This window comes from Actinobacillus succinogenes 130Z (assembly GCF_000017245.1).
Classification (GTDB): Bacteria; Pseudomonadota; Gammaproteobacteria; order Enterobacterales; family Pasteurellaceae; genus Exercitatus; species Exercitatus succinogenes.
Genome location: NC_009655.1, coordinates 1,790,375 through 1,813,898, shown reverse-complemented (window position 1 = coordinate 1,813,898; position 23,524 = coordinate 1,790,375). Strand labels below are relative to the sequence as shown.

Genomic DNA, 23,524 nt, shown 5'->3' with positions numbered 1-23,524 from the left:
TATAGAAGGTGAATATTATGAGTAACAATAAACAAATTGAAATCTTAAAGAGTTTCGCAAGAGCGTGGTTCGGTAATTCACAACAACATAGTATTCATGCGGAAATTATCCGCCAACAAGGTTTCCACAAATTAGCCGACAAAATGCAGGAAGAAGCAAATGGAGAATGGCAAGAAGCGCAACGTGTTAATGCACGTTTATTAGAATTAGGCGTAACCCCCGAAGTGGCGATTGATGATTACCCGGTATTTACTGAGGTTCGTGATCAACTTGAATACGATTTAAAAGAAGGTTACGCCGGTATGACGGCATTAAATGAAGCGGTACGAGCCTTCAGCGATGACTACATCACCCGCCGTATGTTTGAAGAATTTATTGTGGACGAACAAGAACACACCAACTGGTTGGCGGAACATCTCGGTTTAATCGAAAAAATCGGTTACCAAAATTATTTAATGAAACAGATGTAATTTCCATCATCTCTAAGAGAAAAAGGCGAGATTAATGAAAGTATTTGATAAATCATTCTTACACAATCCGTTTAAAAAAGCGGTGATGCGGCACCAAACGCAAATCGGTTTCGGTTTGGTGTCGGGTTCGGCGGTGAACGCGGAAATCGTGGCAGGTTCGTGCTATGACTTCATTTGGATCGACGGCGAACACGGGCCGAACACCATCGAAACCGTTATCGACCAAGCCCGCGCCATTGCCGCTTACGACAGCCACGTGGTGGTGCGCCCGTTGGAGGCCGACCGCGCGTTAATCAAACAACTGCTGGACGCAGGCATTCAGTCCATCATCGCGCCGATGGTGGAATCGGGCGAGCAGGCGGAATATGTAGCGGAATCGATGTATTACCCGCCACGCGGCAAACGTGGTTTCGGCGCGCCGGCCGTGCGGGCAGGGCGTTGGGCGAGATTGCCCGAATACATCAAACACGCCGAAGACGAACTGTTCCTTGCGGTGCAAATTGAAAGTAAAAAAGGCGTGGAAAATGTGGAAGCCATCACCAAAACCGACGGTGTGGACGCTATTTTCTTAGGCCCGGCGGACTTGGCGGTGGATATGGGCTACCACGGCGACTTCTCGGGCGAAGAAATGCAGGCGACCATCAAAAAACTGATTACCGACATTCGCCGTTTCGGTAAACCGGTCGGCACCATTGCAGGCAGCCCGGAAGAAGCCCAACGTTACATCGAATGGGGCGCGAGCTTCGTAGTGGTGGGCGCGGATACTGTTCTCCTTGCCCACGCCGCAGACAGTATGCTGGAAGCGTGCCGGAATTTGAAAAAATAACCGTAGGGAGAGGGTTTATCCCTGTCCCTGCGATAAATAAATTTGTAGAAAAAGGCAAGCATTTTAGAGGCTTTCAGACGGCATTTGTCCGTCACGATACATCCAAGGAGTTTGCTATGAGCCAACGGCAAGCTGTTTTTCATTATGCCGAAACCCAATACGGCGTAGAACCCGAATTTCTTTTTGCGGATAAATACCCGTCTTATGCGATTGCGGTATTGCGCCACCAAAATGCAAAACGAAAGTGGTTTGCCTTGCTGATGACCGTGCCGAACAGCAGTTTAGGGTTGGCGGGCGAGGGGGCATCCGATGTCGTTACGCTCAAATGCGCGCCCGAGATGGTCAGCATTTTGCAGCAAGATGAAAATGTTTTGCCTGCTTACCATATGAACAAAAAGCATTGGCTGACGATTGTGCTTGATCGCGGTTTTGATTTTGATGAAATGAAAAAACTGCTTGATTGGAGCTATGACTTAACCAAGAAATAATCTTTTAGGAGGATAGTAAAATGCTGGATTTTTCAACCGCAACGCAAACACGCAAATCTATTCGCGAATACCTGCCGGAGCCGCTGACCAAAGAAGAAATGGATGCGGTTTTAAAAGATGCGCTGCGTGCGCCTTCGGCCGTAAATGCCCAGCCTTGGGTGGTTCACATCGTTTCAGGTGCGGCGTTAAAACGCTTGTCGGACAAGCTGGTAGAAGGTTTCCGCAGTGGCAATCTTGCCCCCGATTTTGTCTTTGATCAGCAAGCCTTCAGCGGGGTGTATGAAGAGCGTATGCGCGATTCTTACAAACGCCTGTATGACGCATTCGGCATTTTGCGTGAAGATAAAGCGGGGCGTAAAAGTTTTGCCGAAGAAAACGCCCGTTTTTACGGTGCGCCGCACGCCGCCTTTTTCTTTATGCCCGATATTACCGATAACGTGTTCACCGCATTAGATGTCGGTATGCTGGCGCAAAACTTTATGCTGTCGCTGACCGCCCACGGCTTCGGCAGCGTGCCGCAAATCGCTTTGACTTACAGCCCCGATACGGTTCGCCAAGAATTAAACGTGCCCGATAATTACAAATTGGTGTTGGGCATGTCGTTCGGCAGACCCAAACCCGATTCGACGGCCAACAACTACGTTCAGCCGCGCGCCCCGCAAAGCGAAACCGTGGTATTTCATCAATAAAATTTAGAGAAACAGGCAAGCATCTTAGAGAAACAGGCTACCGTTTTCAGACGGCATTGCGCTAAGATGTTTGCATTCCAACCCAATCACAAAAGGACGAAAATATGAAAATCTTTTACCATACTTCAGCCACAGCAACCGGCGGTCGCGACGGCCGTACCCAAGTAGACGACGGCTCAATCGGCTTCGATTTGGTCGGTTTCCAAAACGAAAGCGGCAAAGTTGGCACCAACCCCGAGCAACTTTTCGCTATGGGCTATGCGGCGTGCTTTGACAATGCCATCATTCACATTGCACCGACATTAGGCATCAAACCGACCAAACATTCAACAACCGTCGGCGTGGGCATCGGTCAAAAACCGGGCGGTGCATTCAGCTTTGAAATTGACATCACCATCACGGTGGAAGGCATTAGTGCAGAAGAAGCGAAAACCTTAATCGAAAAAGCACACGAAACCTGCCCGTATTCCAACGCTACCCGCGGCAATGTGGACGTACGTTTACACGTGAATGTGATTCAAACCATTGATTTGTAATTGACTGATGCCGTCTGAAAGTGCCTTTCAGACGGCATTTTGTCAACAAGCGGTCGTTTTTCAGCGAAAATCTGCAAAATTTGACGGTACTTTTAAAATTTCACACGGAGAATATAAGATGAAATTCAAATCGCTTCTTTTGGGAATGGCACTGAGCGCGGCTCTTACCGCCGCAGCCCAGCCGAGCGGCACATCTTCGCACTTGCTCGCCCCCGAATACAAAGATCCCGCGCTGCTTTCCGCTCTCAAAATCGATGCCGCCCAATTGCAGGACAAAAAAGGGCTGGCTGCGGTTAACCGGCTGTTTTTAGAAGCGGCAGAGGCTTCTCCGGTGCAGCCGAACGCCAAATTGACCGCACCGAAGCGGGGCAGCCAGCCTGCGGTGGATTTGTACGTTTATTATCCCGAGGGCGGTAACAAACAACAATGGCCGGTGGTCTACTTTATACACGGCGACGGCTATTTAATCGGCAACGCCCGCCAAAACAACGAATCGCTGGCGGAGCTGGCGCGGCTCAACCAAGTGGCGGTGGTGAGCGTGGAATACCGTTTGGCTCCCGAAGCCCCGTTTCCGGCAGACATCGACGATGCCTACCACGGGCTGGCCTATATGCTGAATCACGCCGATCAATTTAAAATCGATAAAGAAAAATTTATTCTGATGGGCGAAAGCGCGGGCGGCGGTCTGGCGGCGCGCCTTGCCCTAAAAGTGCGGGATAAGGGTGAGTTCAAACCCAAAGGGCAGGTGCTGATTTACCCGATGCTGGATTACCGCACCGGCACGGCGCAATCGCCGTATGACAGCCGCTACGCCGGCGAATTCGTCTGGACGGCGCAGATGAACCGCATCGGCTGGGAGACGCTCAAAGGCGGGCAGACCATCGCCGCAGACCAAATGCCTTATTACTCCGCCGCCACCGCCCAGAACCTGTCCGGCCTGCCCCGCACCTATATGATGGCCGGCAGCCTGGATTTGTTCGTCAATGAAAATCTGGACTACGCCAACCGCCTTATTCAGGCGGGCGTACCGACGGATTTCCAGTTGATTTCGGGCGTTTACCACGCGTTTGAAGCGGTCAACCCGCAAAGCCCGCAAACCCGCGATTACAAAGCCGCACGCACGCAGGCGATACAACGGATGCTGGCGGAGTAACCCCGCAGCATGAAATATTTGCCGAGGCCGTCTGAAACTTTTCAGACAGCATTCAGCCCGACAAGCGGTCGTTTTTCGGCGGAAATTTGCAAAAACGCCTGCGTTTGAACCTTGGCTTCGCCGACGACTCCAAAGGGATGGGCGAAGCGGGTAAAAATCGACCGCACTTTATTTATCCGACAGAGAGGACACAGCAATGAAAAACGTATTAGTCATTTCAGGCCATAGCGATTTATCTCATTCAACCGCCAATGCGCGCATTCTTAAACGCTTGGAAAGCGAGATCGGCAACGTGCAAGTACACGATTTGGCGGGGCGTTACGGCAATCAGGCGATGGATGTCGCAGCCGAACAGGCGGCGTTGGTGCAGGCCGATGTGGTGGTTTTCCAATACCCGATGCACTGGTACAGCATTCCCGCCATTCTCAAACGCTATTTTGATGACGTGTTCGCCTACGGCTTCGCTTATGGCACGGACGGCGACAAACTGCACGGCAAAAAAGTGATTTTTTCATATACTGTCGGCGGTGGCGAAGAGGGCTACAACGGCGCACTGTTCCACCGTCTTGACGACTTGCTGGCACCGTTAAAAGATACGGCGAAATTTTCAGGCTTGGTGTGGCAGGCTCCGGTACATAGCAGCGGAATGCTCTACATTCCGGGCGTGAGTTCGGAAGACGATTTAGCCCAAGTGCAAGCCAAAGCCGACGACCACGCCGACCGCTTAATCAAACAAATTCAAAGCCTGTAATGTGAAAAAGGAGAAAATATGATTACTTTATACAATCTCGAAAATTCCCGTTCGCAACGCGTGGCATGGCTGTTGGAAGAGCTCGGTATTCCATACGAAGTGCAGGAATTTAAGCGCGACCCCGTGACCAAACTTGCACCGCAAGCCTTGCGGGATATTCATCCGCTGGGCAAATCGCCGTTGATTTCCGATGACGGCGTGGTGGTGGCGGAAAGCGGGGCGATTGTGGAATATATTCTGGCACGCTACGGCAACGGGCGTTTACAACCTGAAATCAGCTCGTCCGACTATGCGTCATATTTGCAATGGCTGCATTATGCCGAGGGTTCGGCGATGGGGGCTTTTGTGCTGAAATATTTTGCGGAAGGCAAGGCCGAAGTGTTCTGCCAGACGCAATTTGACTTGCACATCAACTATATCGAAAACAGCCTGAACGGCAAAACATGGTTTTTGGGCGACACCTTCACCGCAGCCGATATAATGATGTCGTTCGCACTGCAATTTGCGCTATTGTTCGTAGAAAAAGACCGCTTCCCGAACATCCGCCGTTTTGTCAGCCAAGTGGAAAGCCACCCGAGCTATCGCAAAGCCTGCGAACGCGTGGGCGAAGTACATTTAGGTTAAAGGAGAAAATATGATTACCTTACATTATCTCAAACAATCCTGTTCCCACCGCATTGTGTGGCTGTTGGAAGCCTTAGGCTTGGATTACGAACTGAAAATCTACGACCGTTTGGAAGACACGGGCTTCGCCCCGGCGGAACTCAAAGCCCAACACCCGCTCGGCAAAGCCCCCGTGTTGCAGGACGGCGGTTTAGTGTTGGCGGAAGGCAATGCGATTATCCAGCACCTGCTCGACCGCTACGATTCTGAAAACCGCTTCACACCTGCCCGCCAAACCGATGCCTATTCCAACTATGTCTACTGGCTGGCGGTTTCCGCCTCCATGTTCTCGGCAAACCTGCTGGCATTGGTGTCGAAAAAAGGAGATTTAGGCGACTTCGCCCAATACACTAACGCCCAAGTCGGTTTGTATTTCAACCACGTCGAACAAACCCTCGAAGGCAAAAAATGGATTGTCGGCGAACAACTGACCGGTGCGGATTTCGCGTTGAGCTTCCCGCTGCAATGGGGCTTGAATTATGTGGAGAAAACCGATTATCCGAATATCAGCCGCTATTTGGAACAAATCGAAAACCACCCGAGCTATTTAAAAGCCAATGGAAAAACAGCCGGCGGGCTGGATTTGAGCCGGTTTTAACATTGAAAATGCATGCACCGCTTGTTTGACAAGCGGTGTTTTTTTGGGGGATTTTTGCAAAATTTTCTGAAAAAACGACCGCTCTTTAGTAGGCGGAGGGTATTCGGCTTTATAAAACCGTTCATTACTATCGGACAGTAGTGTTTGTTAGTAATGAACGGTTTTGAAATAAGTGCCTTTATAAAAGGTTTTCCAAATTCAAAAAGCATCTTTCCGAAAATCATCATTCTTTATTCATTTCTAAAAAGCTATAATTTCTCCGTTCACTTTTAACGGAGAAATTCAATGAAAAACAGATTTAAAACCGGTTTGACTGCGCTTGCGCTGGCATTTGCCCTCAGCCCGCAGGCTTTTGCGCAAAATACGCAAGGCGAGGCGCTTAAACAAAGCGTGACAGCCGAGCAAATTCAAACTATCCGCACCCAAGACGGTTTAAATTTGCACCTGCAAAAAGATATTCCGCAAAGCAAACCTAAAGCCGTTTTGGTGATTTCGCACGGCTTGGCGAGCCATTCCGGCGTATTTGCTGATTTCGCCAAACAGATGAACGAAAACGGTATCGCCGTTTACCGCTTCGACGCGCGCGGACACGGTAAATCAGACGGTCGAGACAGCATTCATATCAACAGCTACTTTGAAATGGTGGAAGATTTACGCCTTGTGGTGGAAAAAGCCAAAGCCGAAAACCCAAATACCCCGGTATTTGTGATGGGGCATAGTATGGGCGGGCATATTACCGCACTTTACGGCACAAAATATCCGCAAGGGGCGGACGGTGTGATTCTGGCGGCGGGCGTACTGCGTTATAACCAAATGAACTTCGGCCACCTGCCACGCCCCGAGCCGAAAGACAGTTTTGTTAACGGCTTTGAAGCCGCTCACAAAACGCTGAATTTACCGATGCCCGAAATGGGCGCAGGCTTATCGTTGCCGAACGATCCGCTGATGTTGGAAAAATTCTCCGTATCCTTCCCGAACAGTTTCAAAGAAGGGATAAAGTATCTGAAAAACAATGACGACAAATTTATCGCCCCAGTATTGTTAGTAAGTGGCGATGCGGATTTGTATGTCGTGCCGAAAGACGCCATTCAGTTTTATGAAGAAGTCAACTCAACCGATAAAAGCCTGCGCCTGTACAACGGCTTAGGGCATATGCTGATGATCGGCGAAGGCGGACAGATTGTGATTGATGATATTGTGCGTTGGATTGCGGAACGAGCGAAGTAACTTATTAACGTTGGAGATAAGTATGCCGCCTGAAAGTTTTCAGACGGCATTTTTTTATTCCTAAATTTAAAGTTGTAAAGTCAATGATACTAAAAATTACGCTTGCAAGTGCTTGTTTTACGATCTAAAATTAGCAAAAATAATGTAGTAATGATTATGGTGTAATAAAATGAAGCTAAAGCAAGTTGCAGATATTCAAACCGGCTATCTGTTCAGAACAAAAGTGCCGGAAGATCCGAATGGTAATGTCGTGGTGGTGCAGATGAAAGACTGTTCCGCTATAAACGGCATTGATTGGGAACATTGCGTAAAAACCCGGTTAGAGCAAGTGCGGGAACACGAGTGGCTTAGGGAAGGGGATATTTTAATTCCTTCGCGGGGGAACAATTATCAAGCGGTCTATATTGATGGCCGTATTACCGATCGAAAAGCGGTGGCTTCTCCCCATTTTTTTGTGATTCGTGTCGCTTCTCCCCAAATTTTACCGAAATACCTTTATTGGTGGCTGAATTTGCAGGCAAGTCAAAAGTATTTAAACCAGAATATTGAAGGCTCGATTACCAAAAGTATCCGCCGCCCCATATTACAAGCCTTGCCGATAAAACTACCGCCGTTATCCAACCAAGCAATGATTATTTCCATTGCGGAAACTGCGGAGCAAGAAAGGCTTATTGCATTAAGGCTGATTGAAAACAGCAAGCGGTTAATGAATGCACTTTCTCAATATTTAGACTAGGAGCAATCGATGAACGAACTTACCCAAACCTTTGAAGGCATCAAACAAGTTGATGAGCAAGGCAATGAATTTTGGTCGGCAAGGGAGCTTGCCCCAATTTTGGAATATAAAAAATGGCAGAATTTCCAATTAGTTATTCAGAAAGCCATTGTTGCCTGTGAAACCAGTAATATCAATGTTTCATACCATTTTACCGAAATCAGTAAAATGGTTCGGTTAGGCTCAGGTTCTCAACGCCAAGTGGGGGATTTTCTGCTTTCCCGCTACGCTTGCTATCTGATCGTTCAAAACGGCGATCCGTCTAAGCCGGTGATTGCCGCCGGGCAAACCTATTTTGCAGTACAAACACGTCGTCAAGAGTTGGCTGATGATGAAAATTTCCAACAACTACAAGAAGATCAAAAACGGTTATTTTTGCGTAATGAACTCAAAGAGCATAATAAACAGCTGGTGAAAACGGCACAAAAAGCCGGCGTTGCAAGCAATTTGGATTTTGCTATTTTTCAGAATCACGGCTATAAAGGGCTGTATGGCGGTTTGGATAACAAAGCGATTCACGCCCGTAAAGGGTTAAAGGCAAATCAGAAAATTCTTGATCATATGGGCTCGACCGAACTGGCGGCAAATCTGTTCCGGGCGACCCAAGCGGAAGAAAAATTACGCCGAGATAACGTTCAAACCAAAACAGAAGCGAACCAAACCCATTTTGATGTCGGGCAGAAAGTTAGACAGACAATTCAAGAACTTGGCGGTACAATGCCGGAAAACTTACCGACACCGGGCAAAAGTGTAAAATCGATCGAAACCCATTTAAAAAAATTAACCAACAAGGATAAAAAATGACACTCAAAATCAATCAAGACGATATTAACAAAGCACTATGGGCGGCGTGTGATACGTTTCGTGGCACGATCAGTGCGGATACTTACAAAGACTTCATCTTAACAATGCTGTTTTTAAAATACATTTCCGATGTGTGGCAGGATCATTATCAAAACTACCAAGCGGAGTATGGCGATGTGCCGGAGCTGATTGAAGAAATGATGAAACAGGAGCGTTTTGTATTGCCGCCGCAGGCGAATTTTTATTATCTGTACGAACATCGTTTTGAAGCCGGCAATGGCGAACGAATCGACCTAGCCTTGCACGCCATTGAAGAAGCCAACGGCACAAAATTGAAAGATGCTGGCAAAAGCGTGTTCCAAGATATTGCCTTTAACACCGACAAATTGGGCGAAGAAAAGCAGAAAAACACCATTTTGCGTGAACTGTTGGAAGATTTTGCCAAGCCCGAATTAGACTTAAAACCGAGCCGAGTCGGCACACTGGATATTATCGGCAACGCTTATGAATATCTGATCAAAAACTTTGCCGCCAGCGGCGGACAAAAAGCCGGTGAATTTTATACCCCGCCCGAAGTGTCCGATTTAATCGCCGAATTATTAGATCCGCAAATCGGTGACAGTATTTGCGACCCGGCTTGCGGTTCCGGTTCGTTGCTGATGAAGTGCGGTCGAAAAGTGCAACAAAACTACCAAAGCAAAAACTACGAACTCTACGGACAGGAAGCCATCGGCTCAACGTGGTCACTGGCAAAAATGAATATGTTCCTGCATAGTGAAGACAACCACCGCATTGAGTGGGGCGATACGATCCGCAATCCGAAGCTGACCGACAAACAGGGAAATTTGCTGAAATTCGACATCGTTACCGCCAATCCGCCGTTTTCGTTGGATAAATGGGGCTACGAAGAAGCAGGGCAAGACCGTTTTCAGCGTTTTGTTCGTGGCTTACCGCCGAAAACCAAAGGAGATTACGCCTTTATTTCGCATATGATTGCCACCCTAAAAGACGGCACAGGGCGAATGGGCGTTGTCGTGCCGCACGGTGTGCTGTTTCGTGGGGCGGCAGAAGGCAAAATCCGCCAAAAACTGATTGAAGAAAACCTGCTTGATGCCGTGATCGGCTTGCCGGAAAAACTGTTTTACGGCACCGGCATTCCGGCGGCGATTTTAATTTTCCGCAAAGACAAAACCGACGACAGCGTACTTTTCATTGATGCCAGCCAAGAATTTAAAGCCGGCAAAAATCAAAACACGCTCACGAGCGAAAACATCACCAAAATCCACCGCACTTACCAAGCACGGCAAGCGGTGGAAAAATACGCCTATCTTGCCGATTTTGCCGAATTGAAAGAAAACGACTTTAATCTGAATATCCCCCGCTATGTGGACACCTTTGAAGCCGAAGAAAAAATCGATCTCAACGCTGTCCGCACCGAACGCCTAGCCTTGCAACAAGAACTGGCGGAATTGGAAGAGAAAATGGCAGGGTATTTGAAGGAGTTGGGGCTATAACATAGCGATAGACACTTAAAATAGGAAGATCTTGTGCACATTCGGACAACGTGCACAAAAAAACGGGAAATTTGTGCGTATCGTCAAAATACGCACAAAAATCCTAAAATTTTGTGTAAATGTAGGTTGGGCATTTATGCCCAACATTAAGCTTGCCGACGATTGTAATGGTAGGGGCGAATTATATTTGCCCTAGTAACAAGCGGTTAAATTTTAAAGAAATTTTGCAAAATAGGATAAGAAATGGATAAATTGCGGAAAGGGTGGGAATATATCAAATTAGGTGATATAGCAACAACGGTTACAAGTGGTTCGAGAGATTGGGCTAAGTATTATTCAGATACTGGGGCTAAATTTATTCGAATGACAAATTTAAATCGAAATGGGATTAACCTACTGCTTGATGATTTAAAATTCGTAAATGTAAAATCCAATTCATCAGATGGAAAAAGAACAGCTTTACAAGCTAATGATATTTTAATGTCTATTACAGCTGAATTGGGAAAAATCGGATTTATTCCTGAAAATTTTGGGGAAGCCTATATTAATCAACATACGGCATTAATTAGGATTGATCCTAGCAAAGCATATGCAAAATTTATTGCTTATGTCCTTTCATCAAGAACGATGAACCAAACAATTAATTCATTGAATGACGCAGGTGCAAAAGCAGGTTTAAATTTACCAACAATCAGAGCATTATCTTTAAATATCCCCCCACTCTCCGAACAAATCAAAATTGCCGAGATTCTGTCAGCGTGGGATAACGCCATTCAAACCACAGAAAAACAGATCACCAACAGCCAACAACAGAAAAAAGCCCTAATACAGATGTTGCTAAGCGGAGAGAAAAGAGTTAGCGGGTTTAGTGGGGAGTGGAAGATTGTAAAAATATCTGACATATGTAATATAGGCAGGGGACGAGTTATTAGCAAACAAGAAATCGAAAAAAATCAAGGTAAATATCCAGTGTATTCATCACAAACCTTAAATAATGGAGTTATGGGATATTTAGATAGTTTTGATTTTGATGGTGAGTTTGTTACATGGACAACAGATGGAGTTAATGCTGGGACTATTTTTTATAGAAATGGTAAATTTAATTGTACAAATGTATGTGGTGTTTTAAGCTCAAAATTAGAACAGTTAAATCTTAGATTTTTAGCTTATATATTATCAACAGTTTCATATAAGTATGTTTCTCATACTCTTGCAAATCCAAAATTAATGAATGGAGTTATGGGAACGATAGAAGTTAAATTACCACAGTTAGAAGAACAACAAAAAATCGCCGAAATTCTCACAACCGCCGATCAAGAAATCGAAACATTACAACGAAAATTGGAATGTTTGAAGTTGGAGAAAAGGGCGTTAATGCAGGGGGTGTTTTGAAAAATTAGGCTCAAATCGATGATTTGAGCCTAATTTTTTTAGTTTATAGGTAATCCTAATTTTTCAAAAAAAGCATAATTTCTTTCTTTTGCTGCTTTCACTAATTTATCAAAACTAATAACTTCAATATATGCTTTGTAATTAGGATTGTATCCAAAATATCCCATTTTATCTGATGTTTTTGTTAATCCAAGCATATCACATCTCTCAATCATAGTTTCTGTTAAATCACTTAAAATATAGCAAAATCCAGGTATTTCTTCATTTGCTGGAATAGGTCTTCCTGATTTCGTTGTGATTTTCCCTTTTCTAATTCGATTTAGATACCCTAAAGATTGCATTATTGGGTCTTTATCTTCTGATGTCATGTCATTTCTCATTGGACGTTTTATTTCTACAACAGAAATTGATGCTAATGGTAATGAAGAACCATCATTAACTAAAATCGGATTATCAAAAACTTGTAGGCTTAAAATGTCAGGTTCTTTTTTAGATTTATCACTTGAAATTGGCATTGAAGATAGTGTTTTATCTGATGCTAAATAATTATGAAATGCTAACCTTTCATCGATTAACCATAGATTACAAGAATCACTAAGTAATTCATCAGACTCTTTACGCATAGGCATAATTAATTGATGAATAATATCCTCTCTAGAGTATTTTTTATTATCTATTTTTTCAATAGCTTTCTGCAATAAATCAATAATGATTTTTCAATGCATTACATAATCGGCAAGATCTGATTTTTTAATATCTTCAACTTTGTGAAGATATGTGTTCAATCTATTTTTATAATCTTCGCAAGTTTCTTTATGAAAAGGTGTCATAATTTTATGTCCCTCTTCTAATATCTCTTTTTCTACTTTATGTAAAAGAGAGTGCAAGTGAAGATCGATTTTTTCATCGGACAAATTAGGATCAATAATAAGCTCTTCATTATTTATATGACGAAGTATAGGCTTATATCTTGGACTTACTTTATCTACATAAGTAGATATTCTATTTTTACTAGCATTAATATTACTCTCTAAATATTCCTGTAAATGTTCCTTAATCCTAGAAATTACCAGATTTCTGATTTTATTAAATGATAGTTCATGATCATCAAACATGTCACCTATATTTTCTATAATATTGAATCCAGTTCGTTCACTTCTAACATTATCAGTTAAGTAATCTGATGTAACATAGCAAGTATAGAAAAAATCTCCCTGCTCATCTTTTAATGAACTATATAATGCAGGGATTTTTAGTATTTCATTTTTAACTAATCTATTAGCTGCACACCAACCAATATGATGTTTTTTATTATGAGAAGCCTTAAATTTTATATGTGTTAGTTCAAATTTGGTATCATTTATATAAATAACATCTTTTGAGATATTATTATGAATGAGATTGTTAAATTTTTCTCTTAAATTTATCGTGCTTGAATTATCTTTTACTATGAAATTAATAGAGCTATCTCTGACTAGATACCATAGTATATGCTCTAGTAATTGTTCTGCTATAACCTCTAAATCGCTTGGAGATGATTTTCTATAAGAAGAATCAAATCCAATCAATCTAATTTTTGTATTGGTTTCTTCCTGTGAAGAATTTTCTACCTGTTTATCAAAAATTCCCCTATTAGCATTGAAATAAAATTTACACTTTTGAGTTTCTTTGTTTTGATTAAAATATGTACTACACACTTCAACCAGGTCAAATGCTTTTAACCACATCAATCTACCCAACCCTCTACATCCTTTATCTAATTTATAATTAGAATCTAGAGTCTCAAAAGAGTTAAAATTAGCTTCATTAAAACCACATCCATTATCAGAAATTAAAAACTCTTTAATAGGTGAAATATTTTTATTGGCTGTATCAAAGTTTAAAGTATTTTCTCTAATAACTTCTAATGTGATAATCCCCTTTTTTAAATTTCCTTTTTCCTCTATTGCATGAATAGAATTAACCACAGCCTCAAAAACAGGCATTAATCCATGATTTTTAGGTAGAGATGTGTTACGGAGTCTTCCTTGTAAATTAGTCTGTAAGCTCATAGACTATACCTATCGTTAAAAAATTTACTTATGATATAGTATTCTAGGTTCTATTTCTAATTTTTTGTTTCAATGAGAGTAAAAAACTATGCACCCCACCCCCAAACTCCAAGAAAAATACACTTTCAAAATCCCGGCGATTATTCTGTTGAACAATCTGGGTTGGCAGTATCTTTCGCCGAAGCAGGCGTTGGCGTTGCGTGGGGGGAAGTTGGGGAATGTGGTGCTGGAAACGGTGTTGCGGGCAGAGCTTGAAAAACGCACTTTTGAGTTTGCGGGGCGGGAAAGGGCGTTGTCGGCCAAGGCGGTGGATACGCTGGTGGCGGAGTTGCTTGACCCGAAGCTGAACGAAAGCCTACTGACCGCCAATGAACATCTCTACAATCATCTTTTATACGGCATTACCGTTACCGAATTTATCGACGGCAAGAAAATCAGCCGTACCGTGCCGGTTATCGATTGGGACAATCTTGAAAATAACGCCTTTCATTTCAGCGAAGAATTTAGTGTAGAAAATGTGCAGGGTTCGTCTGTCCGCACGCCGGATTTAGTCTGTTTTATCAATGGCTTACCGCTGGTGGTAATTGAAGGTAAACGCCCCGACGGTAAGGAAAAAAGCACCATTGAAGAAGGTATTTCGCAAACACTCCGCAATCAACGCCCGAATGAAATCCCCCATTTATTTGCCTATACTCAGCTGGTTTTATCGCTCAACGGTGTGGACGGGCGTTACGGCACTTGCGGTACGCCTTCAAAATTCTGGGCGGCGTGGCGTGAAGAGATGTTTGGCGAGTCGGAAATGGCGGAGATAAAGAATGTGGTAAATTCGCCGCAAAATTTGACCGCTTGCCTGCCGAACGAAGCCGACTGTCTTTGGTATCAGCAACTGATTGCACAGGGTAAGTTAGCGGTTACAGGGCAGGATCGACTGCTTATCGGCTTGCTGACCAAAAGCCGTTTGTTTGAAATGATCCGCTATTTCACGCTGTTCGACCGTAAATCACAAATTCGGGTGGCAGCACGCTATCCGCAAGTATTCGGGGTGAAACGGCTGCTGGAACGAGTCACGACCCAAAATGAGAAAGGGGCGAGAAACGGCGGTGTGATTTGGCATACCACCGGTTCGGGCAAGTCGTTTACGATGGTCTTTTTCAGCAAAGCCTTGCTGTTGCACCCTGCGTTAAAAAGCTGTCGCATTTTGGTGGTCACGGATCGGGTGGATTTGGAAAATCAACTGAGTAATACCTTTTATAACAGCGGCGAACTTGCCACCAAACGGGAGCGGCAAAATTCGCTGGCGACGACCGGCAAACGGCTGGCGGAGCAGATAAGCCAAGGGAGCGAGCGGATTATTTTTTCGCTGATTCAGAAATTCAATACCGCCATTGCTCAGCCCGACTGCTTTAATCCGAGCGAAAACATTATCGTGCTGATTGATGAAGGGCATCGCACCCAAGGCGGTGAAAATCACACCGCAATGCGTCGAGCCTTGCCGAACGCCGCTTTTGTCGCCTTTACCGGCACACCTTTGTTAAAAGACGATGAAACGACACAAAAATTCGGCAGCATTATTCACGCCTACACAATGCAACGAGCGGCGGAAGATCACACCGTTACCCCATTGCTCTATGAAGAGCGGATTCCCGAGCTTGATGTAAATGAAAGGGCGATTGATAACTGGTTTGAACGTATCACCAAAGCCTTAAACGAACGGCAAAAAGCGGATTTAAAACGCAAATTCACCCGCAAAGGGCAGATTTATCAGGCGGACGAGCGGATTCATCTGATCGCCTTAGATCTTGCCGAACATTTGGCGAATAAAATTCCGCAAGGCTTAAAAGGGCAGCTGGCTTGCGAGAGCAAAAGCACCGCCATTCGCTATAAAAAATACCTTGATGAAATCGGCTTGTTTGAAAGTGCGGTGGTGATCAGTCCGCCCGACAGCCGAGAAGGCAACAGCGAGCTGGACGAACAGGCTAGTGATGAAGTGGTGCGTTGGTGGAATGCCAATGTGCAGGGCGGTGAAGCGGTTTATACCCAACAAGTGCTGAACCGTTTTGCCGACCCCGATAGTCCGTTGCGGTTGCTGATTGTGGTGGATAAATTGCTGACCGGCTTTGACGAGCCGAGCAATGCGGTGCTGTATATCGATAAGCCGTTGAAACAGCACAATTTAATTCAAGCCATCGCCCGAGTGAACCGCCTGCATAAACAGAAAGAATTCGGCTTGCTGATTGATTATCGGGGCATTTTAAAAGAGTTGGATACCACCATCGCTAAATATCAGGATTTGGCGAACCGTACCCAAGGCGGTTATGCAATTGAAGATTTGGCAGGGCTGTACCGCCCGATGAAAAGCGAGTATCTGCGGTTGCCGAGCCTGTATAAAGCGTTAAGGGCGATTTTTGCGGCGGCGGAAAATCAAGCGGATATTGAGCAACTTCGCCGTGTGTTAATGCCGAATATGGTGTTGGACGAAACAAGCGGTCTGTTTTTCGATAAAAACAGCAAATTGCGTGATGATTTCTACCTTGCTTTGCGGGAATTTAACCGCTGTTTACAGGTGGCGTTGCAGTCGGAAGATTTCTATCAAGACCCAAATTTCAGCGAAAACGACCGCACTTTATACAAAGAAACCGCCAAACAGTTCGGCTATCTGCGTCGTTTGGTGCAACAAGATGCCGGTGAGCAGGTGGATTACGGCGACTATGCCGACCAAGTCGCCCAGCTGATTGATAAACATTTGGTAGCGATTAGTGTGAAAGAACCGAATGGTGTATATGCGGTAAATAAAATGGGCAAGGCGGAAAACAAAGCGTGGGACGATACTAAAACCCGCAACGAAGCGGATAAAATCCGTTCCCGTCTGGCACGCACCATTGATGTGGAATTGAACGGCGATCCTTACGCCAAAGCCCGATTTTCCGAACTGTTGCAACAGGCGATTAAAGAGGCGGAAGCGTTGTTCGACAACCCGATGAAACAGTATTTATTGTTTGAATCTTTTGAAACACAGCTCAATGCCCGCAAATTGCCCGAGATTCCCGACCGCTTTGCCGACAACCGTTCGGCACAGGCGTATTTCGGCGTATTCAAAACCGTGTTGCCAGAAAGTTTGGCGAATGATGAAACGCAATGGATTGAGCTGGCTTTTACCGTCGATCAGCTGGTTGTGCAGATTGTCGCCCAGTATTCGCTTAATACCGACCAAGTGGAAAAAGAGATCCGCAAGCAGTTATTGCCGATGATGTTCAGAACCTGTCAATCCGTCGGAGCAGGAATGGAACAGGCGAAAGAAATTGTCGAACGCATTGTGCAAATCGTACGGGTAGGGCAGGCAAATGGCAGCTAAACCCATTCAAGAATGGCTTTCGATCCCTTATGGCGAAAGCCGTCTGACCGTCGGCATTATTCCCCAAGCCCATCTCAAACAGCTACGTTTAACCGTTCAGCCGAACGGTGAGATCATCGCCCAAGTACCGCAAAGTGCGGTCAAAAATGAGTTGATTTTTGCTATTTCGCAACAAACGCAATGGATCGCCAAACAGCAACGCCATTTCAGCCGAATGCCGAAAACCGCCGAACGGCACTATATCAGCGGCGAAAGTCACCGTTATTTAGGGCGGCAATATCAGCTAAAAGTGTACGAAACGCCCGATTTACCTAACCAAGTGAAACTGTTTCGGGGCTATCTGGAAATTTATGTACAGCAAAAAACAGCGGAAAATGTGAAAAAATGTCTGCACCAATGGTATCGCCAGCGAGCAAAACAAATTTTTCACGAACGACTTACCCATTTGTTACCGCAAGCCTTATGGACGAATGCCCAACCCGAAATCCGCTTACGCACAATGCAAAAACGCTGGGGCAGTTGTTCGGTAAAAGGCAGATTGTTGCTCAATCCGCTGTTGGTCAAAGCCCCGAAAGCGTGTATCGACTATGTGATTCTGCACGAACTCTGCCACCTTGCCGAACACAACCACAGCGAACGGTTTTACCGCCTGATGACGGCGGTCATGCCGGAGTGGGAGAAAGTGAAAGAGCGGTTGGAAAAAATGCGGGAATGATATTTGATGATCAGAAAACTGATCCCCTTATATCATCATTAGCATTTTACAAATTATCTTGCGAACGATTCTTCTCACCCCATTCGCACATCGCCTGCATAATCATGGTGCTGATTCATCTGGATTTGGACGTGCAGGGCCCCGCTGAATTAATATTCGCCCTAGGAACCGACCCTGACGGTATGACTTTGCAAGCGGTCGGTCGGGTTATCAATGACATTGCAAAAACCGCCTGATCAAAACGATCCGCATACGCTGCCAAATTCGCTTTTGAACTGGCATATCGGGCGATTTTGGTATCAATCGGCGTAAAATGCTACAACGGGGACGATTGCTGTATCAAAAGTGTTGATTTGGTCACCGAACAGGTAAGGTTTTTCGTCCAAATAATTACTAATGGCATCTAAATCCTGCATAGCAAAATGATAGACATCGGCTTGACCGTGTAAGCCGATGCCGTGTCCTTTTAGTTGGTTCAGTGATTTTGCTTGCAATACCACAAAGTTCGCTTCGGCTTGCTTCGCAGGCATACCGTCGAATATCGCCGCCTACCGCAGGGCTGCATCCCTTTGATGCCGAGCGGTTCGGGAAGTTATTACTTGAACTCAAAGCCAAACAAAACAACGTACTTATTGAGCTTGGCACAAGAGCGGGTAAAATGGGGGCGAAATTATGTTTTCAGGCAGTCTGAAAACCTTTGCAAAAAATCGGAAAAATCTGACCGCTTGTAGGTGAATGAACAGTTTGTAACACGCTGTTTTTCAATTCCGCTCTCGCCGTTTATTTTGAATACTCCGCTAAAAACTTCGCAGTTTTTGAACGCTTGCAATTCAGCAGTTCGGCTACCGTGCCGGCAAACATCACTTTTCCACCGGCCGAGCCACCGCCTTCGCCCATATCGATCACCCAATCCGCTGCGGCGATGAGTTCCAGTCGGTGTTCAACGATGATGACGGTGTTGCCGTTTTTTACGAGCTGGCGGAGCAGGCTTAAAAGCTGCATTGCATCGTTTTGGTGCAAGCCTGTGCTGGGTTCGTCCAATACATAAATTTTACCCGATTGCTGCAACTCGGCGGCAAGTTTGACCCGTTGTACTTCGCCGCCAGAAAGGGTACTGGTAGGCTGTCCGAGTGTGAGATAGCCCAACCCGACATCAAGCAGGCTTTGCAGAGCCTTGCAGATTTTCGGGTTGTCGAAAAACTCGGCGGCTTGCTCGATGGTTAAAGCCAGCACGTCTTCGATGTTTTTGCCCTGATAGTGAAAGCTCAATGCCGTCCGGCTGTAACGTCGTCCGCCGCATTCTTCGCATTGCACCACGACAGGTTCGGCAAATGCCATATCGTAGCTGATTTGCCCTGTGCCTTTGCAGACGGGACAGCCGCCTTTGGCATTGAAACTGAACATGGAGGCATCCGTGCCGTTGGCTTTGGCGAACAGCTTGCGGATGTCGTCCATCACGCCTGTGTAGGTAGCGGGTGTGGAACGAACTGACGTGCCGATCGGTTTTTGATCGATGAAGACTGCTTCGGAATAACGGCGGACAAACGCCTGTGCGAGCGAGCTTTTGCCCGAACCTGCCACGCCTGAAATCGCCGTCAATACACCTTTGGGAATGACGGTGCTGACGTTTTTGAGATTATGCAACTTGATGTTTTCAAGAGCAAAACTTTCCGTCCAAGCCAGCGGAGCCAAATTTAACCGCACTTTTTCCATCAGCATTTTCGCCGTTAAGGTCTCCGCCTGACGCAGTTTGTGAATATCGCCCTGATAGACAATCTTACCGCCTTGCGAACCGGCACGCTCGCCCAGCTCCACAATTTCGTCCGCCAGCTCAATCATTTGACGGTTGTGTTCCACTACCAGCACGTTGTTGTGCCGGTCACGCAACTGCTGCAAAATCCGCCCGATTTTTTGGGCGTCGGCAGGGTGCAGGCCTGCGGTAGGTTCGTCGAAAATATAGGTGATGTTGTTGAGCGAGCCGTCCAAATGCCGCACCATTTTCAGTCGTTGCAATTCTTCGCCCGACAGCGTGTCGGTGGGACGGTTCATCGAAAGATAGTTAATGCCGATTTCCGCCATTTTGCCGAGTGTGCCGCACATCTGCTCTGCCAGCGATTTGCCGACAGGGTGGGTAATCCGTTGCAGTTCGCCAAGCAGTTCACCGGCGGTCAGCGATTGGAAATGCAGAATGTTGTTACCATTAATTTTTGAAGCCAACGCCTTTTCGTTCAGCCCCGAACCTTGGCAGTGCGGGCATTCTCCCTGATGAACCAAACTCGCAATTTCGTCCTGCAAACTTTGTTTGAGCTTGGAAATGTCACGGCTCAAATACAGACGGCGGAAACGCGGCAATACACCTTCGTAATCCACCTTGTCCACCCGCCCTGTGTTGTTGGATCGGATTTCGATTTTTATCGGCTGTTCGCTGCCGTTTTTCAGAATTTCCCACTCTTTATCGGAAAAATCACGCAATTTTTTGTCCGCACTTAACAGCGGATTGGCTTGGTAAAGATAAGTCTGCCAGCCTGCCGAAAACTGGCTGAACAAAATCGCCCCTTCGCTTAGGCTTTTGTTCACATCAAACAAACGGCTTTCATCCAACACCAACTGCTCGCCCAAGCCGGTGCAGTGCGGACACATTCCCAACGGGTGATTGGGCGAATACGCCATTGAACCGCCCGCCGACGGCTCGCCGATACGGGAAAACATCAGGCGGAGTAAGGGGGCTATATCCACCGCCGTGCCGACGGTGGAACGGGCATTCGCCCCCGCCGTTTTCTGCTCCACCACTACTGCAGGCGTTAAACCGTAAATCGCCCCGATTTTCGGGCGTTCGTAATGGGGCATTTTGTTGCGGAGATAGAGCGGATAGCCCGCCTGCCACTGGCGATAGCTTTCCACTGCCAAGGTGTCAAACACCAACGAACTCTTACCTGACCCGGACACGCCGACAAATACCACCAGCTTGCCTTTCGGCAGTGTGAGCTTGATGTGTTTTAAGTTGTTTTCGTGGGCATCGATGATTTGGATTTGATCGGGGTGCATAGAGTTCTCCTTAATAGGTGCGGTCGGATTTTGCAAAATTTTATTAAAATTTCACCGCTTGTTACATCACTTTCAACGCAATAGCACTGGTGATAGTTAACACCAAGCCGGCGGCTTTTTGCAGGGTAATTTTGTCTTTGCTGATCCATACGCCGACGGCGACCGCCCCCGCTGCACCGATGCCTGTCCACACCGCATAGGCGATGGAAAGCAGAATATCTTGCATCGCCAAGCTCAATGAGCTGAGTGATGCGGCGAATAATACGATGGTTGCCAATAAAAAAGCGGTTTTGCGTTGGGTGGTTCGGGCGGTTGAAAATACATTCAAGGTGGAAACGCCTGCTACTTCAAATAACCCAGCGATAATTAAAGTAATAAAAGACATCATTTACTCCTTATTTTGCACTTTTGATCACAATTACGCCTGACATTAGCGTTACCACAAAAAACAGCTTAACGAAATCAATCGCTCCGCCTGCCTGCACGGTGGTTACCATATCCAGCAACACCACAAAAAGCGTGCCAAGTCCTGTGTAAAGTACATAGGCGATGCTCGCACCCATATATTTAAAGGCTTTGGTGAACACCCAAAAACTCGCCACGATGCAGAAAATGGTTACCGCCCATTCCAAGCCGTCTGCTGCGTGTTTTAAACCGTATGCCCAAGCACATTCCAATGATGCCCCGATGATGATGTAAGTCAGCCCTTTGCTGTTCATTTTTTACTCCTAATAGATTGAATTATTGGTTTGTTTTGAAAACGAGCGTATTGTAGTTTTTCCTTTTATATTTGATAATCCCATAAAACTAACAAACACTTTCAAGCAGAATTTGATAATGGAACACGCCAAACTTCTTTTTATTTACGCCACCGTGCTGAAATACGGCAGTATGAACGCCGCCGCACCTCATTTGGGAATGACGGCAAGTGCAGTCAGTCATCACATTAAGCAGCTGGAAAAGCACTATCAACTCAAATTGCTCAACCGCACCACACGTAGCCTGTCGCCCACCGATGCAGGCAGGTTGCTGCTGTTGCACGCCAATGATTTAGTAAATCTGATGAAACAGGCCGACGAAGCTATGCAGAATCTGCGTGCCGAACCTGTGGGACAGGTCAGCATCACGCTTTCCACGGTGGAGATTCACAATCCGTCGATGCAGTGGGTGGTGCAGCAAATTCGAGCCCGTTACCCGAAAATTCAGCTCTCATTATTGGAAAGTGATGGCGTGGTGAATATGTTGGACGACAACGCTCCTGATATTGCCATTCGCACCATGCCGGAGCCTGATGATGACCGCCTGATCGCCCGTCCGCTGGCAAAATGGCAGACTATCATTTGTGCCTCGCCCGACTATCTCCGTCAACACCCCATTGAAAAAATTGCTGATTTATGCACCGCACATTGGCTGAACTTCCATGACGGAGTGTTGCTCGGTTCCTTGTCGCATTTAGGTTTAAGCCGAGTGTTGCCCGAAAACCGCATCGACTGCCCGAATCATTCGATTACCGCTAAAGAATTGGCAATCTTGGGCTTGGGCATCACGATTATGATGGATGGAGACATTCGCCAAGAATTGGACAGCGGCAAATTACAACAGGTGCTACCCGAAGCCAAATTGCCCGAACGCACTATCTACGCTTTAACCGCCAACCGCACCCAATCGGCAAAAGTACGAGAGGTGTTGGAGGTGTTAAAAGAAGGGTTTGAGCGGTAAAAAGTGCGGTCGGAATTTGCAAAGTTTTCATAAAATCCGACCGCTTGCAGAAGGTAAAAATGCCGTCTGAATATTCAGACGGCATTCGCTATTATCCGGGTATTAAAACTTCTGTAAAAGTGAGGAACAGGCTTAATCAGCTGATAATAAGTCTTGCTGATTTGTCGGTTCTCCACAAACATTAAACCTATACTGCATACACTGCTTCGTTCACGGTTGGCGGTTTCAAAATCCAGAGCGACAAAATCTTTCATATACGTATTTTGAGGCTTATTTTAAAGGTTGTTTTTATTCCATATATCACGCAGTCTGGGCAGGCTGTCGGGGTCGAAGGCATTACGCAAAGACAGATGTCCGTGCGTCATCAACCATTTGTCGTCGGATTTACGGAAAATCAGCGACATATTCCACGACAAAAACAAGGTTTCATCGCCATTATCGTCCTGCCGATAGGTGGTAAAGTTAGAAATAAGCAGGACTTCATTCCCGCTGAGTACCCGTGCGGTTTCGTTATGGTATTCTTGTCGGCTGATTTTAGTAGGTCCGCCGTTATTGATGCTTTGAAAATGGGCACGCACCGCTTCACGGCCAATAAGAAAGTGCTTGGCAAGCGGATCAATATAGGTGACATCTTCGGCCAGTGCATTTATATAGGCGGTCGGATCGCCCTTGCTCCATTGCTACTGTATCTGCTGTTCAAAATCAATGAGTGTTTGAATATCTTGTGGAGTCATAACATTATTCCTGTTTTTTAGG

The 23,524-nt window shown here is 45.9% G+C and carries 23 protein-coding genes and 1 pseudogene; 17 read left to right on the top strand and 7 right to left on the bottom strand.

Annotated features, from left to right (window positions below; translation table 11 throughout):
• Positions 1 to 17 precede the first annotated feature (17 nt).
• The 14 genes from ASUC_RS08555 (at position 18) to ASUC_RS08485 (ending at position 11,886) form a co-directional block, all read left to right on the top strand.
• Positions 18 to 470 (top strand): ferritin-like domain-containing protein, encoded by a 453-nt coding sequence (locus tag ASUC_RS08555; RefSeq protein WP_012073381.1) that lies wholly within the window; start codon positions 18 to 20, stop codon positions 468 to 470.
• A 34-nt stretch (positions 471 to 504) separates the two neighbouring features.
• Complete coding sequence (locus ASUC_RS08550) at positions 505 to 1,296, top strand: HpcH/HpaI aldolase family protein (protein ID WP_012073380.1); 792 nt, start codon at positions 505 to 507, stop codon at positions 1,294 to 1,296.
• Between the two features lie 116 nt (positions 1,297 to 1,412).
• Positions 1,413 to 1,784, top strand: coding sequence for an MmcQ/YjbR family DNA-binding protein (locus tag ASUC_RS08545; RefSeq protein WP_012073379.1), 372 nt, complete (start codon positions 1,413 to 1,415; stop codon positions 1,782 to 1,784).
• Positions 1,785 to 1,804: 20 nt separating this feature from the next.
• Positions 1,805 to 2,473 (top strand): nitroreductase, encoded by a 669-nt coding sequence (locus ASUC_RS08540; RefSeq protein ID WP_012073378.1) that lies wholly within the window; start codon positions 1,805 to 1,807, stop codon positions 2,471 to 2,473.
• A gap of 104 nt (positions 2,474 to 2,577) precedes the next feature.
• Entirely contained in the window at positions 2,578 to 3,009 is a 432-nt protein-coding gene (locus tag ASUC_RS08535; protein ID WP_012073377.1) for an organic hydroperoxide resistance protein, read from the top strand.
• A gap of 7 nt (positions 3,010 to 3,016) precedes the next feature.
• Positions 3,017 to 4,162 (top strand): alpha/beta hydrolase, encoded by a 1,146-nt coding sequence (locus tag ASUC_RS08530; protein ID WP_245822070.1) that lies wholly within the window; start codon positions 3,017 to 3,019, stop codon positions 4,160 to 4,162.
• Between the two features lie 196 nt (positions 4,163 to 4,358).
• Entirely contained in the window at positions 4,359 to 4,913 is a 555-nt protein-coding gene (locus ASUC_RS08525; protein ID WP_012073375.1) for an NAD(P)H-dependent oxidoreductase, read from the top strand.
• A gap of 18 nt (positions 4,914 to 4,931) precedes the next feature.
• Positions 4,932 to 5,537 (top strand): glutathione S-transferase family protein, encoded by a 606-nt coding sequence (locus tag ASUC_RS08520; protein ID WP_012073374.1) that lies wholly within the window; start codon positions 4,932 to 4,934, stop codon positions 5,535 to 5,537.
• A gap of 10 nt (positions 5,538 to 5,547) precedes the next feature.
• Positions 5,548 to 6,174: a glutathione S-transferase family protein gene (locus tag ASUC_RS08515; protein ID WP_012073373.1), complete on the top strand. Its 627-nt coding sequence runs from the start codon at positions 5,548 to 5,550 to the stop codon at positions 6,172 to 6,174.
• 285 nt (positions 6,175 to 6,459) lie between these two features.
• Positions 6,460 to 7,401 (top strand): alpha/beta hydrolase, encoded by a 942-nt coding sequence (locus tag ASUC_RS08505; RefSeq protein WP_012073372.1) that lies wholly within the window; start codon positions 6,460 to 6,462, stop codon positions 7,399 to 7,401.
• 169 nt (positions 7,402 to 7,570) lie between these two features.
• Positions 7,571 to 8,137, top strand: a complete 567-nt coding sequence (locus tag ASUC_RS08500) for a restriction endonuclease subunit S (protein ID WP_012073371.1) — start codon at positions 7,571 to 7,573, stop codon at positions 8,135 to 8,137.
• Between the two features lie 9 nt (positions 8,138 to 8,146).
• Entirely contained in the window at positions 8,147 to 8,980 is an 834-nt protein-coding gene (gene dinD, locus ASUC_RS08495; protein WP_012073370.1) for a DNA damage-inducible protein D, read from the top strand.
• Positions 8,977 to 10,494, top strand: a complete 1,518-nt coding sequence (locus ASUC_RS08490; protein ID WP_012073369.1) for a type I restriction-modification system subunit M — start codon at positions 8,977 to 8,979, stop codon at positions 10,492 to 10,494. Before dinD ends, ASUC_RS08490 begins: the two co-directional genes overlap by 4 nt.
• 243 nt (positions 10,495 to 10,737) lie before the next feature.
• On the top strand, positions 10,738 to 11,886 hold the full coding sequence (locus ASUC_RS08485; RefSeq protein ID WP_012073368.1) for a restriction endonuclease subunit S: 1,149 nt from the start codon (positions 10,738 to 10,740) through the stop codon (positions 11,884 to 11,886).
• 38 nt (positions 11,887 to 11,924) lie between these two features.
• Here the strand turns inward: ASUC_RS08485 and ASUC_RS11305 are convergent, their stop codons facing one another.
• Complete coding sequence (locus tag ASUC_RS11305) at positions 11,925 to 12,584, bottom strand: hypothetical protein (protein ID WP_198003510.1); 660 nt, start codon at positions 12,582 to 12,584, stop codon at positions 11,925 to 11,927.
• An 18-nt stretch (positions 12,585 to 12,602) separates the two neighbouring features.
• Positions 12,603 to 13,937, bottom strand: a complete 1,335-nt coding sequence (locus tag ASUC_RS08480; RefSeq protein WP_198003509.1) for a hypothetical protein — start codon at positions 13,935 to 13,937, stop codon at positions 12,603 to 12,605.
• An 88-nt stretch (positions 13,938 to 14,025) separates the two neighbouring features.
• Between ASUC_RS08480 and ASUC_RS08475 the strand changes: the two genes are divergently transcribed.
• The gene (locus tag ASUC_RS08475) at positions 14,026 to 17,289 is read left to right on the top strand and encodes a type I restriction endonuclease subunit R (RefSeq protein ID WP_012073367.1); all 3,264 of its coding nucleotides are present in this window, start codon (positions 14,026 to 14,028) and stop codon (positions 17,287 to 17,289) included.
• A complete protein-coding gene (locus ASUC_RS08470) occupies positions 17,279 to 18,004 on the top strand; it encodes a M48 family metallopeptidase (RefSeq protein ID WP_012073366.1) in 726 nt (241 codons plus the stop codon). The genes ASUC_RS08475 and ASUC_RS08470 overlap by 11 nt, the downstream gene beginning before the upstream one ends.
• Positions 18,005 to 18,303: 299 nt before the next feature.
• Here the strand turns inward: ASUC_RS08470 and ASUC_RS08460 are convergent, their stop codons facing one another.
• The 4 genes from ASUC_RS08460 to ASUC_RS08445 all read right to left on the bottom strand — a co-directional run bounded on the left by ASUC_RS08460 (position 18,304) and on the right by ASUC_RS08445 (position 21,768).
• Positions 18,304 to 18,534: a glutathione S-transferase family protein gene (locus tag ASUC_RS08460; protein WP_041834656.1), complete on the bottom strand. Its 231-nt coding sequence runs from the start codon at positions 18,532 to 18,534 to the stop codon at positions 18,304 to 18,306.
• Positions 18,535 to 18,784: 250 nt separating this feature from the next.
• Entirely contained in the window at positions 18,785 to 21,049 is a 2,265-nt protein-coding gene (locus ASUC_RS08455) for an ATP-binding cassette domain-containing protein (protein ID WP_012073365.1), read from the bottom strand.
• 61 nt (positions 21,050 to 21,110) lie between these two features.
• Positions 21,111 to 21,437: an SMR family transporter gene (locus tag ASUC_RS08450; protein ID WP_041834655.1), complete on the bottom strand. Its 327-nt coding sequence runs from the start codon at positions 21,435 to 21,437 to the stop codon at positions 21,111 to 21,113.
• A 7-nt stretch (positions 21,438 to 21,444) separates the two neighbouring features.
• Positions 21,445 to 21,768: a DMT family transporter gene (locus ASUC_RS08445; RefSeq protein ID WP_012073363.1), complete on the bottom strand. Its 324-nt coding sequence runs from the start codon at positions 21,766 to 21,768 to the stop codon at positions 21,445 to 21,447.
• Positions 21,769 to 21,886: 118 nt separating this feature from the next.
• On the opposite strand from ASUC_RS08445, the gene ASUC_RS08440 reads away from it, so the two are divergent.
• A complete protein-coding gene (locus ASUC_RS08440) occupies positions 21,887 to 22,768 on the top strand; it encodes a LysR family transcriptional regulator (protein WP_012073362.1) in 882 nt (293 codons plus the stop codon).
• A 275-nt stretch (positions 22,769 to 23,043) separates the two neighbouring features.
• Here the strand turns inward: ASUC_RS08440 and ASUC_RS11175 are convergent.
• Positions 23,044 to 23,433, bottom strand: a pseudogene (locus tag ASUC_RS11175) (YybH family protein); the annotation flags it as partial.
• Positions 23,434 to 23,524: the final 91 nt, after the last annotated feature.